This is a genomic window from Microlunatus panaciterrae (genome assembly GCF_016907535.1).
GTDB lineage: Bacteria > Actinomycetota > Actinomycetes > Propionibacteriales > Propionibacteriaceae > Microlunatus > Microlunatus panaciterrae.
The window spans coordinates 3,984,957-3,998,105 of sequence record NZ_JAFBCF010000001.1 but is presented as its reverse complement, the minus strand read 5'-3'; the positions used below and the strand labels follow the sequence as shown (position 1 = coordinate 3,998,105).

Annotated in this window: 10 protein-coding genes; 5 read left to right on the top strand and 5 right to left on the bottom strand. The window is 68.3% G+C overall.

Annotated features, from left to right (window positions below; genetic code table 11):
- Positions 1 to 2: 2 nt before the first annotated feature.
- Together hemG and hemE are read right to left on the bottom strand one after the other, a co-directional pair.
- Complete coding sequence (gene hemG / locus JOE57_RS18145; RefSeq protein WP_204920041.1) at positions 3 to 1,403, bottom strand: protoporphyrinogen oxidase; 1,401 nt, start codon at positions 1,401 to 1,403, stop codon at positions 3 to 5.
- On the bottom strand, positions 1,400 to 2,479 hold the full coding sequence (gene hemE, locus JOE57_RS18140) for a uroporphyrinogen decarboxylase (protein ID WP_204920040.1): 1,080 nt from the start codon (positions 2,477 to 2,479) through the stop codon (positions 1,400 to 1,402). Before hemE ends, hemG begins: the two co-directional genes overlap by 4 nt.
- Before the next feature lie 77 nt (positions 2,480 to 2,556).
- Between hemE and JOE57_RS18135 the strand changes: the two genes are divergently transcribed.
- The 4 genes from JOE57_RS18135 (at position 2,557) to JOE57_RS18120 (ending at position 7,860) form a co-directional block, all read left to right on the top strand.
- A complete protein-coding gene (locus JOE57_RS18135) occupies positions 2,557 to 3,171 on the top strand; it encodes a DUF3000 domain-containing protein (RefSeq protein ID WP_338041383.1) in 615 nt (204 codons plus the stop codon).
- Positions 3,168 to 4,403, top strand: coding sequence for an HRDC domain-containing protein (locus JOE57_RS18130; RefSeq protein ID WP_204920039.1), 1,236 nt, complete (start codon positions 3,168 to 3,170; stop codon positions 4,401 to 4,403). Before JOE57_RS18135 ends, JOE57_RS18130 begins: the two co-directional genes overlap by 4 nt.
- Before the next feature lie 122 nt (positions 4,404 to 4,525).
- Positions 4,526 to 5,725, top strand: a complete 1,200-nt coding sequence (locus JOE57_RS18125; protein WP_204920038.1) for a thiolase family protein — start codon at positions 4,526 to 4,528, stop codon at positions 5,723 to 5,725.
- Entirely contained in the window at positions 5,722 to 7,860 is a 2,139-nt protein-coding gene (locus JOE57_RS18120) for a 3-hydroxyacyl-CoA dehydrogenase NAD-binding domain-containing protein (RefSeq protein WP_204920036.1), read from the top strand. The genes JOE57_RS18125 and JOE57_RS18120 overlap by 4 nt, the downstream gene beginning before the upstream one ends.
- A 599-nt stretch (positions 7,861 to 8,459) precedes the next feature.
- Here JOE57_RS18120 and JOE57_RS18115 read toward each other — a convergent pair.
- The 3 genes from JOE57_RS18115 to JOE57_RS18105 form a co-directional block, all read right to left on the bottom strand.
- Complete coding sequence (locus tag JOE57_RS18115) at positions 8,460 to 9,959, bottom strand: amino acid permease (RefSeq protein ID WP_204920035.1); 1,500 nt, start codon at positions 9,957 to 9,959, stop codon at positions 8,460 to 8,462.
- Positions 9,960 to 10,220: 261 nt separating this feature from the next.
- A complete protein-coding gene (dxs, locus tag JOE57_RS18110; RefSeq protein WP_204920034.1) occupies positions 10,221 to 12,128 on the bottom strand; it encodes a 1-deoxy-D-xylulose-5-phosphate synthase in 1,908 nt (635 codons plus the stop codon).
- 127 nt (positions 12,129 to 12,255) lie between these two features.
- Positions 12,256 to 12,630 (bottom strand): hypothetical protein, encoded by a 375-nt coding sequence (locus tag JOE57_RS18105; protein ID WP_204920033.1) that lies wholly within the window; start codon positions 12,628 to 12,630, stop codon positions 12,256 to 12,258.
- Positions 12,631 to 12,708: 78 nt separating this feature from the next.
- Between JOE57_RS18105 and JOE57_RS18100 the strand changes: the two genes are divergently transcribed.
- Positions 12,709 to 13,122 (top strand): HIT family protein, encoded by a 414-nt coding sequence (locus tag JOE57_RS18100; protein WP_204920032.1) that lies wholly within the window; start codon positions 12,709 to 12,711, stop codon positions 13,120 to 13,122.
- Positions 13,123 to 13,149: the final 27 nt, after the last annotated feature.

Sequence of the window (13,149 nt, the reverse complement as noted above, 5' to 3'; positions counted from 1 at the left end):
CCTCAGTTCCTCTCGGAGTTGATCTTGTCGACGGCGGCGCCGGCACTGCCGACACAGGCGGCGATACCCACACCGCTCAATGCCGCCCCACAGACGGCCAGGCCGGGCACCTCGTCGACGGCCCCACGCAGGTCGGCCACCAGGTCGGTGTGGCCGACCAGGTACTGCGGCAACCCACCACCCCAGCGTTGCACCTGCCCGGCGACGAGCACGCTGCCACCCCAACCCGGAAGGGTCTTCGCCTCCGCAAACGTCCGCGCCAGCAGCGCGTCATCGTCGAGCTGCAGCAGCTTCGCCTCACCGAAGCGTCCGACACTGGCCCGGACCACGTCGACCCCCTCGCCCCAGGTCGACGTGGTCGTCGCTGCGACCCAGTCCCATTTCCGGCTGGAGAACGTCAGCGCCTTGATCGTGGGCAGCTCCCCCGGTGGCACCAGCAGACCAGAGCCGGTCAGCTGAGCATTGCTGACCACCAGCGTCAGAACCGCCATCGAGGCGTACGGGACCCGGGCGTACGCCTCGGCCGGCCGGCCGACCAGCGGGGACAGCAGTCGGCCCACGGGTTTCGCCGGCGCCGCCAGCACGACGACGTCCGCGGTGACCGTGGTCGGGGTCGGCACCGGCCCGCAGACCAACCGGAACCGGCCGTCGGCGTCCCGCCGCAGCTCGCGCACCGTGACCCCGGTCCGAACGGCCACCCCCCGCTGCTCCAGGTCCTGCTGCAACGACGTGACCAAGCCGTGGACGCCGCCGAGCAGACCTGCGAAGACGGGATCACTGCCCTGCCCGTTCGGGTTCTCCGGGCTAGGACGCTCCGGGCGGGCGTGCTCGAGCAGGGATCCGCCGAACCGGGCCTTCTCGAACAGCCTCGGTGCGACAGCCGCGAACGACAGCTCTCGCGAGTGCCCGGCGTACACCCCACCGAGCAGCGGTTCGAGCAGCCGGTCGGTGACCTCGTCACCGAACCGGTCGGCAACATAGTTGCCGATGCCGACGTCGCCCGGCAGCGGCGGGGCCGGAAGGTCCGGTTCCTGGCGGGCCCGCTCCAATCCGGCCGGCGTCAGGTACCCCGACAGCCGGTCCAGGTCGTAGGGGACACCGGTCGCCGAGGGCGGCAGCGGGCGGACCTGGGCGTCCACGAACACCTGGGCCTTCGCCTCGGTTGGGCGCACCATCCGGTCCCCGAGTCCCAGCTCGCCGATCAGCTGCACCGCCTCGGGTCGCCGGGCCAGCACCGACTCAGCGCCGCTGTCCAGCTCGGCGCCGTCCAGCTCGATCCCGGCCAGCTTGCCGCCGACCCGCGCGCCCGCCTCCAGCACGGTTACGGAGAACCCTGACAGGGCCAGCCCGCGAGCCGCTGTCAGCCCGGCGATACCGCCCCCGACGACAACCGCAGACGTCATGCCCGGCCGCTTGTCACGTCGGCGAGCGCCCCGGCCTCGGCTCGGATCTCCGGGCCCTCGGTGTGCACCAGCTCGACGATCCGGGTGAGCACGTCCGGGTCGGTGGTCGGCGGAACCCCGTGGCCGAGGTTGAAGATGTGACCCGGCGCGTGGGCACCGGAGCGGATGACGTCTCGGACCCGCTCGGCCAGCACCGGCCATGGCGCCGTCAGCAGCGCGGGGTCGAGATTGCCTTGGACGGCGAAGTCCGGTCCGATCCGCCGACTGGCCTCCGCCAGCGGCAGGCGCCAGTCGACGCCGACCACGTCGGCTCCGGCGGCGCCCATCAGTGGCAGCAGCTCGGAGGTGCCGACCCCGAAGTGGATCCGCGGCACGCCGAGCTCACCGACCCGGCGGAGGACGGCGGCCGAGTGCGGCTGAACGAAGCCCGCGTAGTCGGCGGCGCTGAGGCTGCCGGCCCAGGAGTCGAACAACTGCACCGCACTGGCACCTGCCTGGACCTGGACGGTCAGGAACGCAGCGGAGATGTCGGCGAGTCGGGAGCAGAGGTCGAGCCACAGCTCGGGCTGGGCAATCATCAGCGACTTCGTCTTGGCGTAGTCCTTGCTCGGACCGCCCTCGATCAGATAGCTCGCCAACGTGAACGGCGCGCCTGCGAAACCGATCAGCGGCCGGTCACCGAGCTCGGCCACAATGGCAGCGACCGCCTCGCTGACGTAGCCGACGTCGGCCGGCTCCAGCGGGCGGAGCGTGTCGAGGTCGGCCACTCGGGTGATAGGTGCGGCGATCACCGGACCGACGCCGCCGACGATCTCCAGGTCGACCCCGATGGCCTTCAGCGGCACCATGATGTCGCTGTAGAAGATCGCCGCGTCGACAGCGTGACGGCGCACCGGCTGCAGCGTGATCTCGGTGACCAGATCCGGCCGCGCACAGCTGTCCAGCATCGAGATCCCCTGGCGCAGGGCGCGATACTCCGGCAACGACCGACCGGCCTGCCGCATGAACCAGATGGGCAGTCGATCTCCCTGGCGACGGTGGGCGGCGGCGAGCAGAGCAGAATCGTTGAGGGCCACACGTGAATCTTTTCACGACCGGAAAAACTCGGCGCGTCGAGCCGGTCATCCCACCCCACCGCGCATAGGCTCGCCTGGTGGGAGCAAAGAAGGACGCCGCACCAACGCCGGGGGCTTTCCAACGCGCCGTCGCAGACCTGATGTCTGCGACCTGGCGCTCGGAACTGGCCGTGGAGGAAATCCCTGCCCCGCAACGGATCGCGCCCTATTCCGTGGCCATCACCGCAGATGTCATCGTCGGCGACGAGGAACTCGGCAGCGGCCGACTCGTCCTGCTGCACGATCCGGCCGGCAACGCCGCCTGGCAGGGGGACTTCCGCTGCGTGAGCTATGCGAGGGCCGAGATCGACCCGGAGATGGTCACCGACCCGCTGCTGGCCAAGGTCGGCTGGTCGTGGCTGATCGACGCGCTGGCAGCGCATGAGGCGGCATTCCTGGCGCCCAGCGGTACGGTCACCTCGGTCTCCAGCGAGTCGTTCGGAGGGATGGAGGACGACCCCGCGCAGGCGGAGGTGGAGATCCGTGCCTCGTGGACGCCTGACCTCACCGACGCCGGAGGCGGCCTGATGCCGCACCTGGACGCCTGGGCCGAGCTGTTGTGCACCACCGCCGGCCTGCCACCGGTGCCCTCCGGTGTCGTTCTGATGCCGTCGCGACGTAACCCACAAACGCGGAACGCGCGGCGCCGGTGACAGAACCCGACCAGGAGACCCCGACCGAGCTCGATGTTCCGCTGCTCACCGAGCCGGCTGAAGGTGTCCCGGAGGTGGTGTCGGACGCCTCAGGCCTGGGCCGTGTGATCGAGTCCCTCGCCGCCGGTGTGGGACCTGTCGCCGTCGACGCCGAGCGCGCGCACGGTTTCCGCTACAGCCAGCGCGCGTACCTGATTCAGCTCCGGCGACGCGGCTCCGGCACCCATCTGGTCGACCCGGTCGCTTTCGGCCAGCCCGCGGACCTGGCCGAGCTCGGCACCTCCATCCAGGACGCCGAGTGGGTCATCCACGCAGCCAGCCAGGATCTGGCGTGCCTCGCCGAGGTCAGAATGGTGCCACAGACACTCTTCGACACCGAGCTGGCCGGCCGGCTGCTGGGCTACCCCAGGGTGGCCCTCGGGACTCTGGTCGAGGAGCACTTCTCCGTCCGCCTGTTGAAGGAGCACTCCGCCTCGGACTGGTCCAGCCGGCCGTTGCGACCGGAGTGGCTCACCTACGCCGCCCTGGACGTCGAGCTGCTGGTCGAGCTCCGTGACGTACTGGCCGCGGAGCTCGAGGTCGAAGGCAAGGCGGAGTGGGCGCAGCAGGAGTTCGAGGCGCTGGTGGCGGGGGCGGACATCGTCGCCGAACCGCGGACCGATCCCTGGCGGCGGACCTCCGGCATCCACCACGTACGCACCCGACGCGGGCTGGCGATCGTCCAGTCGCTGTGGGAGACGCGCGATGAGATCGCCCGCCGGCTCGACAAGGCGCCCAGCAAGATCCTTGCCGATGCGGCCATCTCCGAGCTGGCTGCTCTGAAGACCCCCGACCGCGACAGCCTGCGGAAGATTCCCGGCTTCCTTCGCCGACAGGCGCGCAGGTTCGAGTCCAACTGGCTGGATGCCCTGAACCGGGCGCTGGCGCTGCGGGAGTCCGAGCTGCCACCGCTGCACATCCGCAACGAGGGTCCGCCGCAGCCACGGATGTGGGCCGCCAGGGATCCTGAGGCGGCCGAACGGCTGACCCGCATCCGGGCCGTGCTGACGACCCGGGCCGAGGAGCTGAGACTGCCGATCGAAAACCTGCTCACCCCTGACTACGTGCGCAGGCTGGCTTGGCGACCGCCCACTGACCCCACCCCAGAGCTGGTCGACCGGGTGCTGGCGGAGCTCGGCGCCCGCCGCTGGCAGCGCGATCTGACCGTTCCGTTGATCACGCCGTTGCTGTAGCCACCGCCCACTCCGCTTCGTTCTTCACTGCAGCTGACGGAAGGTGCGGATCGAGCCCCACACCTCGGTGGACTTTTCCTCCCGCGCCGCCACACCTTGTTACTCATGAGTAATATATGATCATGCCACGTGAATCCCGTGAGGTCATCTTCGTCGACGGCGTACGAACCCCCTTCGGCAAGGCCGGCTCGCTGTACGCCGAGACACGCGCTGACGACATGGTCGTGAACTGCATTCGTGAGCTGATGCGGCGGCACCCGCAACTGCCGGCGGAGCGGGTCGACGAGGTGGCGATCGCCGCCACGACGCAGATCGGCGACCAGGGGCTGACCATCGGACGTACCGCAGCCCTGCTGGCTGGTCTCCCCCGCTCGGTCCCGGGCTATGCCATCGACCGGATGTGCGCCGGTGCCATGACGGCGGTCACCACGGTAGCCTCCGGAATCGCCTTCGGCGCCTATGACGTCGCCATCGCCGGCGGGGTCGAGCACATGGGACGGCATCCGATGGGTGAGGGCGTCGACCCGAACCCGCGCATCCTGGCCGAGAAGCTGGTCGACCCGTCGGCTCTCGTAATGGGCTCGACCGCCGAGAACCTTCATGATCGTTTCCCGGCGATCACCAGGGAGAGGGCGGACGCCTTCGCCGTACTCAGCCAGGACCGGGTGCAGCACGCCTACGAGCAGGGCATCATCCAGGAGTCCCTGGTGCCCGTCGCCACCCGCAGCGCCGAGCACGGGTGGGGCCTGGCCACCGCCGACGAGCCACCGCGACCGGGCACCACCGCTCGGACGCTGTCCACCCTGAAGACGCCGTTCCGCCCGCACGGCAGGGTCACTCCGGGCAACGCCGCCGGCCTCAACGACGGCGCCAGCGCCTGCCTGATCGCCTCCGAGCAGGCAGCGCAGCAACTCGGCCTGCCGGCTGCCATGCGGCTGGTCTCGTACGCCTTCGCCGGCGTCGACCCCGAGGTGATGGGTGTCGGCCCCATTCCGGCCACCCAGAGGGCGCTCGCCTCCGCCGGTCTGACGATCGACGACCTCGGAGCGATTGAGATCAACGAGGCGTTCGCGGTCCAGGTGCTGGCCTTCCTTGATCATTTCGGGATCGAGGCCGACGACCCCCGGGTGAACCCCTACGGCGGCGCCATCGCTCTGGGCCACCCGTTGGCGAGCTCCGGGGTGCGCCTGATGATCCACCTGGCCCGCACCTTCCGTGACCAACCGCAGATCCGCTACGGCATCACCACGATGTGTATCGGCCTCGGCATGGGTGGCAGCGTCATCTGGGAGAACCCGCACTACCAGGAAGCAGACCAGTGAGCACCTACACCGTCCCCGACCTGCAGACCTTGATCAGCGATGCGTCAGCCCTCGCCCCGGACGAGGTGGTGACGAAGGCGCTGAGCCGCGACGTCCAGCTGCCGCACGGAGCCGGGACGGCTGTGTTGATCACGCTCGACAACGGCTTCGACCACACCAAGCCCAACGTGTTCGGCCCCCGTGGGTTGGGCAACCTGAACGCGGCCCTGGACGCCGCACTGGGTCGAGATGACATCACAGCCATCGCCGTGACCGGCAAGCCCTTCATCCTGGCCGCCGGCGCCGACCTGACCGGAGTCCCCCGCATCACCACTCGCGGCCAGGCCAAGACGATTGCCCAGATCGGGCACGCCGTCTTCAACAAGCTGGGGACTGCACCGGTGCCCACCTTCGGGCTGATCAACGGGCTCGCCATCGGCGGCGGCCTGGAGATCGCGCTGCACTGCCGGTATCGCACCGTGTCTGCGGTGGCCCCCGCTGTCGGTCTCTCGGAGTGCTTCCTCGGGATGCTTCCCGGCTGGGGAGGCTCCTTCCTGCTGCCCAACCTGATCGGCGCCGACAAGGCCGTGACGGTGATCATCGAGAACGCCCTGAACCAGAACCGGCTCCTCAAGGGCCCGCAGGTGCAGGCGCTGGGCATCGCCGACGCGATCTTCGACGGTGCCGACTTCCTGGAACGCTCACTTGACTGGGCTGGTCGGGTGGTCGCCGGCGACCTCGAGGTCCAGCGCCCCGACATCGACCGCGGTGCCGCCTGGGACGAAGCCGTCACCCGCGGACTCGCCCTCGCCGACCAGAAGGTCTCAGGGGCCGCCCCCGGCCCCTACCGCGCGCTGGAGCTCATCCAGGCTGCGAAGTCGACTGAGGCCGCCGACGCGTTCCGGGCCGAGGACGAGGCGTTGGCGGACCTGCTCATGTCGCCGGAGCTGCGTTCGGGGCTGTACGCGTTCGACCTGATCCAGAAGCGGGCCAGACGGCCGGCCGGTGCCCCGGACCGTACCCTTGCCCGCGGGGTGACCAAGGTCGGCATCGTCGGTGCCGGGCTGATGGCGAGCCAGCTCGCGCTGCTCTTCGTCCGCCGGCTCGAGGTGCCCGTGATCATGTCTGACCTCGACCAGGACCGGGTGCAGAAGGGGCTCGGGTACGTCACGGCCGAGGTCGACAAGCTGCTCGGCAAGGGCCGGCTGACCACCGACCAGGCGAACCGTTTGAAGACCCTGGTCTCCGGCACCACGGACCAGAGCGATTTCGCCGACTGCGATTTCGTTCTCGAGGCGGTGTTCGAACAGTTGGACGTCAAGAAGCAGGTGTTCGCCGACCTGGAGAAGCAGGTCTCGCCCGAGTGCGTACTGGCCACCAATACCTCTTCGTTGTCGATCACCGAGATGGCTGCCGATCTCCAGCATCCGGAACGCGTGGTCGGCTTCCACTTCTTCAACCCGGTGGCAGTGCTTCCCCTGCTCGAGGTCGTCCGGGGTGAGCGGACCGACGATGCGACGCTGGCGACCGCCCTGGCGGTGGCGAAGAACCTGCGCAAGAACGCGGTCCTGGTCAAGGATGCGCCCGCTTTCGTCGTCAACCGCCTGCTGACGCGGCTGATGGGCGAGGTGATCAAGGCAGTCGACGAGGGAACTCCGATCAAGGTCGCCGATGCGGCGCTCAGGCCCCTCGGACTCCCCATGTCGCCGTTCGTGCTGCTGCAGCTGGTCGGTCCCGCGGTCGCTCTGCATGTGGCGGAGACGTTGCATGCAGCCTTTGGCTCCCGGTTCCCGGTATCGGAGAACCTGCGCGCCCTGGTCTCGGCCAGGAGGGCGGGCATCTACGACTGGACCCCTGGGGGCAAGCCCTACGTGTCGGAGGAGACGCTGAGCCTTCTCACTGTCCGAGACACTCCGAGCTCGGCCGAGGAGGTCCGCCTCCGCGCGGTGTCGGCGTTGGCCGAGGAGATCGCCCTGATGCTCGCCGACGGTGTCGTCGAAGCCCCGATGGACATCGACCTGTGCCTGATCCTGGGCGCCGGCTGGCCGATGCATCTCGGCGGCATCACCCCCTACCTGGACCGCGAAGGCATCTCGGAGAAGGTAGTCGGTCGCCGCTTCCTTCCCCCCGGCGTCGCCAGCGTCTCCCTGCCCTGAGCCCTGCGCCCTGAGCCTGTCGAAGGGCCCGCCCTGAGCCCGCCTAGGTGTCCTGAGCCTGTCGAAGGACGTGCACTGAGCTTGTCGAAGGACGTGCCCTGAGCTTGTCGAAAGGCCGGAACGCGCGCCTGGTGCAAGGAACCGACCAGTCACCAGTCTCGGGCAGGCTTGCTCAGCCTTGCTGCTCTGCAGTCTCCCCGACGAGTGGTCGATATCTTGCATGTCCCCGAACCTGCCCTGAGCCCGCGTAAGTGCCCTGAGCTCGTCGAAGGGCGGGAACGCGCGCTCTGGTGCAAGAAACCGACCAGTCACCAGTCTCCGGGCAGGCTTGCTCAGCCTTGCTGCGCTGCCATCTCCCCGACGAGTGGTCGATATCTTGCATGCCCCGAACCTGCCCTGAGCCTTTAGCCTTCGACAAGCTCAGGCCGTGAACTCCAGGGTGGCCTTCGACAGGCTCAGGCCGCGAACTCCAGGAGTGGCCTTCGACAGGCTCAGGCCGCGTATTCCACGAGTGGCCTTCGACAGGCTCAGGCCACGTTCTCAACTACAGTGGCCTTCCACAGGCTCAGGGGACGGATGCGTGTCCGAATCGCGCTTCCCTATTCGGTCGGCTGCTTCTCCAGGGAGCGGCGCATCTCCGACAGGGTCTCTCCAGTGGCGAGCCGTGACTTGCGCCGGCCGTAGGCGAAGTAGATGGCGAAGCCGAGGGCCATCCAGATCAGGAAACGCAGCCAGGTGTCGACCGGAAGGTTGAGCATCAGGTAGAGGCAGACGAGAGTGGAGGCGATCGGCAGGAATGGCATCAGTGGCACCCGGAAGGCGCGAGGCAGGTCAGGACGCTTCTGCCGCAGCACGATGACCCCCACCGACACCAGCACGAAGGCCGACAGGGTGCCGATGTTCACCATCTCCTCCAGCCTGCCGATGGGGGTCAGCCCGGTCACCAGCATGGTCAGCGCACCGATCAGGATGGTGATCACCCACGGCGTCTTGAACCGCGGGTGGACTGCGCTCAGCTTCGGCGGCAGCAGGTGGTCGCGAGACATGGCGAACACGACCCGGGAGGCGCCGATCAGCAGGGTCAGTACCACGGTAGTGAGGCCGGCCACCGCACCAGCCGAGATGAGGGTGGCGAACCCCGGTTTGCCGACCGAGGTAAAGGCCGACGCCAGCGCCGCCTTCGGGTCGATCTGGTCATACCTGACCATTCCGGTGATCACGATCGAGACGGCCGCGTACAGCACCGCGCAGATGATCAAGGAGGCGATGATCCCGATCGGCAGGTCGCGTTGCGGGTTCCGCGCCTCCTCCGCCGTGGTCGCCACGACATCGAAACCGATGTAGGCGAAGAAGACCAGGGCGGCGCCGGTGAAGATGCCGGCGACGCCGAACGCTGTCGGCTCCAGCCCGAAGAGCAGCTGGACCAGCGGCTGGTGCAGGCCCTCGGAGCCCTGGGTGGCCTGGGCCGGAGGCACGAACGGCGACCAGTTGGCCGGCTTGATGTAGCTGATACCGGCGATGATCACGAACAGCACGATGAAGACCTTGAGCCCGACCAGCACGAGGTTGACCCGCATCGACTCCTTGATCCCGATGGTCACCAGAGTGGCCAGGACGGCGACCAGCAACATCGCCAACACGTCGACGGTGCCACCCGGACCGATCGCGGCCGGCCAGCTGATTCCGAGCTGATCCAGCAGCACGACGGCGTACGTGCTCCAGCCCTGGGCCACCACACTGGCCCCCAACAGCAGCTCGAGCAGCAGGTCCCAGCCGATGATCCAGGCGATCACCTCGCCCAGGCTGGCGTACGAGAAGGTGTAGGCCGACCCGGAGACCGGCACGGTGGATGCGAACTCGGCGTAGCACAACGCAGCCAACCCGCAGACGACCGCGGCGATCAGGAAGCTGATCATGATCGCTGGACCGGAGACGGTCGCCGCCGCCCGGCCGGTCAGAGTGAAGATACCGGCTCCGATCACCACACCCACCCCGAAAACGGTCAGGTCAACGGCGGTGAGGTTCTTCTTGAGCTGGTATTCCGGCTCATCGGTGTCGGCAATGGATTGCTCGATGCTCTTCGTCCGCAGGATGCTCACCCGGTCCACCTCCGCTTCGAGGGCCTCACCGCGAGGCTGTTCCCTGGTCAGACTAGACCCGAGAAACGGACCTGAATAGCCGCAGATCGCGCTTCAGGGACGGCGTGTCGGGCCTAGCCTGGTCGGTCCGCACCCTGCGCCTGTCGAGCGCTTCCCACGGGTGCGCGTGGGCCGCTCTTCGACAAGCTCAGAGCGCGTTTTTGGCGGCCTCGGCTTGGAGCGCGTTTTTTGCGGCCTGGGCTCGGAGCGCGATGGGCGGGTTCAGCTCTGTTCGATGGCGGAGCTTGGCAGCGGCGACTCGTTGCGCACGATCGCTTCGACCGCGAAGCGGGCGATGTTCTGCGGGGTGAGACCCATCTCCTCGAGCAAAACCGAACGACTGCCGTGTTCGAGGAAGCGCTGCTCGATCCCGAACTCGCGGACCGGCGTCGTCACTCCCGCCAGCCGCATCTCCTGAGCCAACCGGGCGCCGCAGCCACCGACCACCCCGTTGTCCTCGATGCTGATGACCAGCTCGTGCCCGGCGGCGAGCTCGACCAGGGCCGGGTTCACCGGCAGCGCCCACACCGGGTCAACCACGGTGACGCCGATGCCCTGGTCGGCGAGCCGGTCACCGACGCCGAGCGCGGTCTCCACCATCTGGCCGTAGCCGACCACCAGCACCCGCGGGTTCTCGTTCTTGAGCAGCACATCCACTCCGTCGACCTGCTCGACCGCCGCGATGTCGTCAGGCACCGACTCCTTCGAGTAGCGGATCACACTAGGGCCGTCGTCGATGCTCGTCGCCCGCCGGAGCGCTTCCCGCAACCGGGTGGCGTCCCGCGGGGCCGCAAGATACAGACCGGGCACCACCTGCAGGATGGACATGTCCCACATCCCGTTATGGCTGGCGCCGTCGGAACCGGTGATGCCGGACCGGTCCAGCACGAAAGTGACGCCGCACCGGTGCAGGGCAACGTCCATCAGGACCTGGTCAAAGGCACGGTTCAGGAATGTCGCGTACACCGCGAACACCGGGTGCAGACCGCCCATGGCCAGACCGGCGGCCGAGGTGACGGCATGCTGCTCGGCGATCCCGACGTCGAAGGTGCGGTCGGGGAACTCCCGGGCGAAGCGGTTCAGCCCGGTGGGATAGAGCATAGCCGCCGTGATGGCCACCAGCCGGTCGTCCTCGCGGCCCAGCGTGACCAGCTCGTCGGCGAAGACCTCGGTCCAGGTCGGCGCGGAACTGGTCGACAGGGACCGTCCGGTCACCTCGTCGATCTTGCCGACGGCGTGGAACCGGTCCTCCTCGTTGTCCTCGGCGGCCTTGAAACCGTTGCCCTTGCGGGTCAGGCAGTGCACCAGCACCGGGCCGCCGAACTGCTTGGCCTGCTGGAAGGCACGCTCCAGCGCGGCCTCGTCATGGCCGTCGATCGGCCCGACGTACTTGAGCCCGAGATCGGAGAACAGGCCCTGCGGAGCAAGGACGTCCTTCAGTCCGGTCTTGATGCCGTGCAGCATCTCGTACGCGGCCTGCCCGACCAGCGGCGCCCGGCTGACGTTGCGCTTGATCACGTCGAGGATCTGCTCGTAGCGTGGGTTGGTCCGGAGCCCCGTCAGGTGGTTGGCCAGGCCGCCGACGGTGGGTGTGTAGGAGCGGCCGTTGTCGTTGACGACGATCACCAGCGGCAGGTCGTCCGCCGCGGCGATGTTGTTCAGCGCCTCCCAGGCCATCCCACCGGTCAGTGCGCCGTCGCCGATCACGGCTACGACGGTCCGTTTGCGCCCCTGCTGGCGGAACGCCTTGGCCAGGCCGTCGGCGTAGGACAGCGAGGTGGACGCGTGCTGGTTCTCGACCCAGTCGTGCCGGGACTCGGCGCGGCTGGGATAACCGGACAGACCGTTGCGCTGCTTGAGCGTCGGGAACCGGTCCTGACGCCCGGTCAGGATCTTGTGCACATAGCTCTGGTGCCCGGTGTCGAAGATGATCGGGTCCTGGGGTGAGTCGAACACCCGGTGCAGCGCGATGGTCAGCTCGACCACGCCCAGGTTCGGCCCCAGATGGCCGCCGGTCCGGCTGACCTGGTGGATCAGGAACGCCCGGATCTCCTCGCTGAGCTGCAGCAGCTGCTGCGTGCTCAGGGGGCGTAGATCACGCGGGGAGGCAATCGAGTCCAACAGGGCCATGCGTGCGAGTTTACGTGTTGCTACTGAGCAGTACTCACATGCCGCCCGCAAACCACCCAGTTTGCACAGGTCTTTCACACTTCCAGGCCTTTTCACCCGACCTGGCCAATCCATGTCGGTGGACCGCTCAGAGCCGGCGTACGAAGACCTTTCCTCTCAGGGCCTCCTCCACCAGTGCGACCGCCCGCCTGGTCCGGGCCAGCTGGGCGCTCTGTTCCAGCAAGGCATCGGCCGCGGACTCGACGACGTCCGCGCTGACATAGTCGTGCAGCGAGACCCGCACTCCGGCCAGGCCCTCCTGAGTCGAGTGATACTGCCCCTCGACGAACTGGGCGGCAAACCGGGCGAGCACCACCGGGTGCCGGCGCAGCACCGGATAGGCCCTGAAGTCCGGTGGGCAGCAGTCCAGCAGGAACGCGATGGCCGTGGCCTCCCAGTCGGGTGCCCCCGGCGGCCTGACCCGATCCGGCCAGCCCGGCGGGGTGTAGATCTGAGTGCTCATGCGCCCTCCTGGGATCGAACGTGTGTTCGATTGTAGTCTCGGGGCCGGCCCTCGTCCACTGCAAACGAATCAGGCAGGATGGCTGCTGTGACTGACGTGATCTGCCAGATCGTGGCCGGAGAGCTGGACGCCGCAGTGGTGACCAGGAACGACGACGTGATCGCCTTCCTCGACCACCGACCCGTCTTCAAGGGTCATGTGCTCGTCGCCCCGGTGACGCACATCGACACGCTGCTCGACCTGCCGACGGCGTTGATGCCGAGCCTGCTGACGATGGCCCAGCAGATCGCAGCAGCGATCGGTTCGGCGCTCGGAGCCCAGGGCACCTTCGTTGCGGTCAACAACGTGGTGAGTCAGTCCATCCCCCATCTGCACGTCCATGTTGTGCCCCGCACCAAGGGTGACGGGCTGCGCGGCTTCTTCTGGCCACGAACCAGGTACGCCGACGGCGAGATGGACGGCTACGCCAAGCGGATCGCGGCCGCCCTGTAGCCAGTGGGGGGTCGGCGCCGGCCGCGC

Bases quoted from the DNA above. Each gene is read 5' to 3' on its own strand.
- JOE57_RS18100 (WP_204920032.1), top strand. From the start codon at position 12,709: ATGGCTGCTGTGACTGACGTGATCTGCCAGATCGTGGCCGGAGAGCTG.
- JOE57_RS18105 (WP_204920033.1), bottom strand. From the start codon at position 12,630: ATGAGCACTCAGATCTACACCCCGCCGGGCTGGCCGGATCGGGTCAGG.
- hemG (WP_204920041.1), bottom strand. From the start codon at position 1,403: ATGACGTCTGCGGTTGTCGTCGGGGGCGGTATCGCCGGGCTGACAGCG.
- JOE57_RS18125 (WP_204920038.1), top strand. From the start codon at position 4,526: ATGCCACGTGAATCCCGTGAGGTCATCTTCGTCGACGGCGTACGAACC.
- dxs (WP_204920034.1), bottom strand. From the start codon at position 12,128: ATGGCCCTGTTGGACTCGATTGCCTCCCCGCGTGATCTACGCCCCCTG.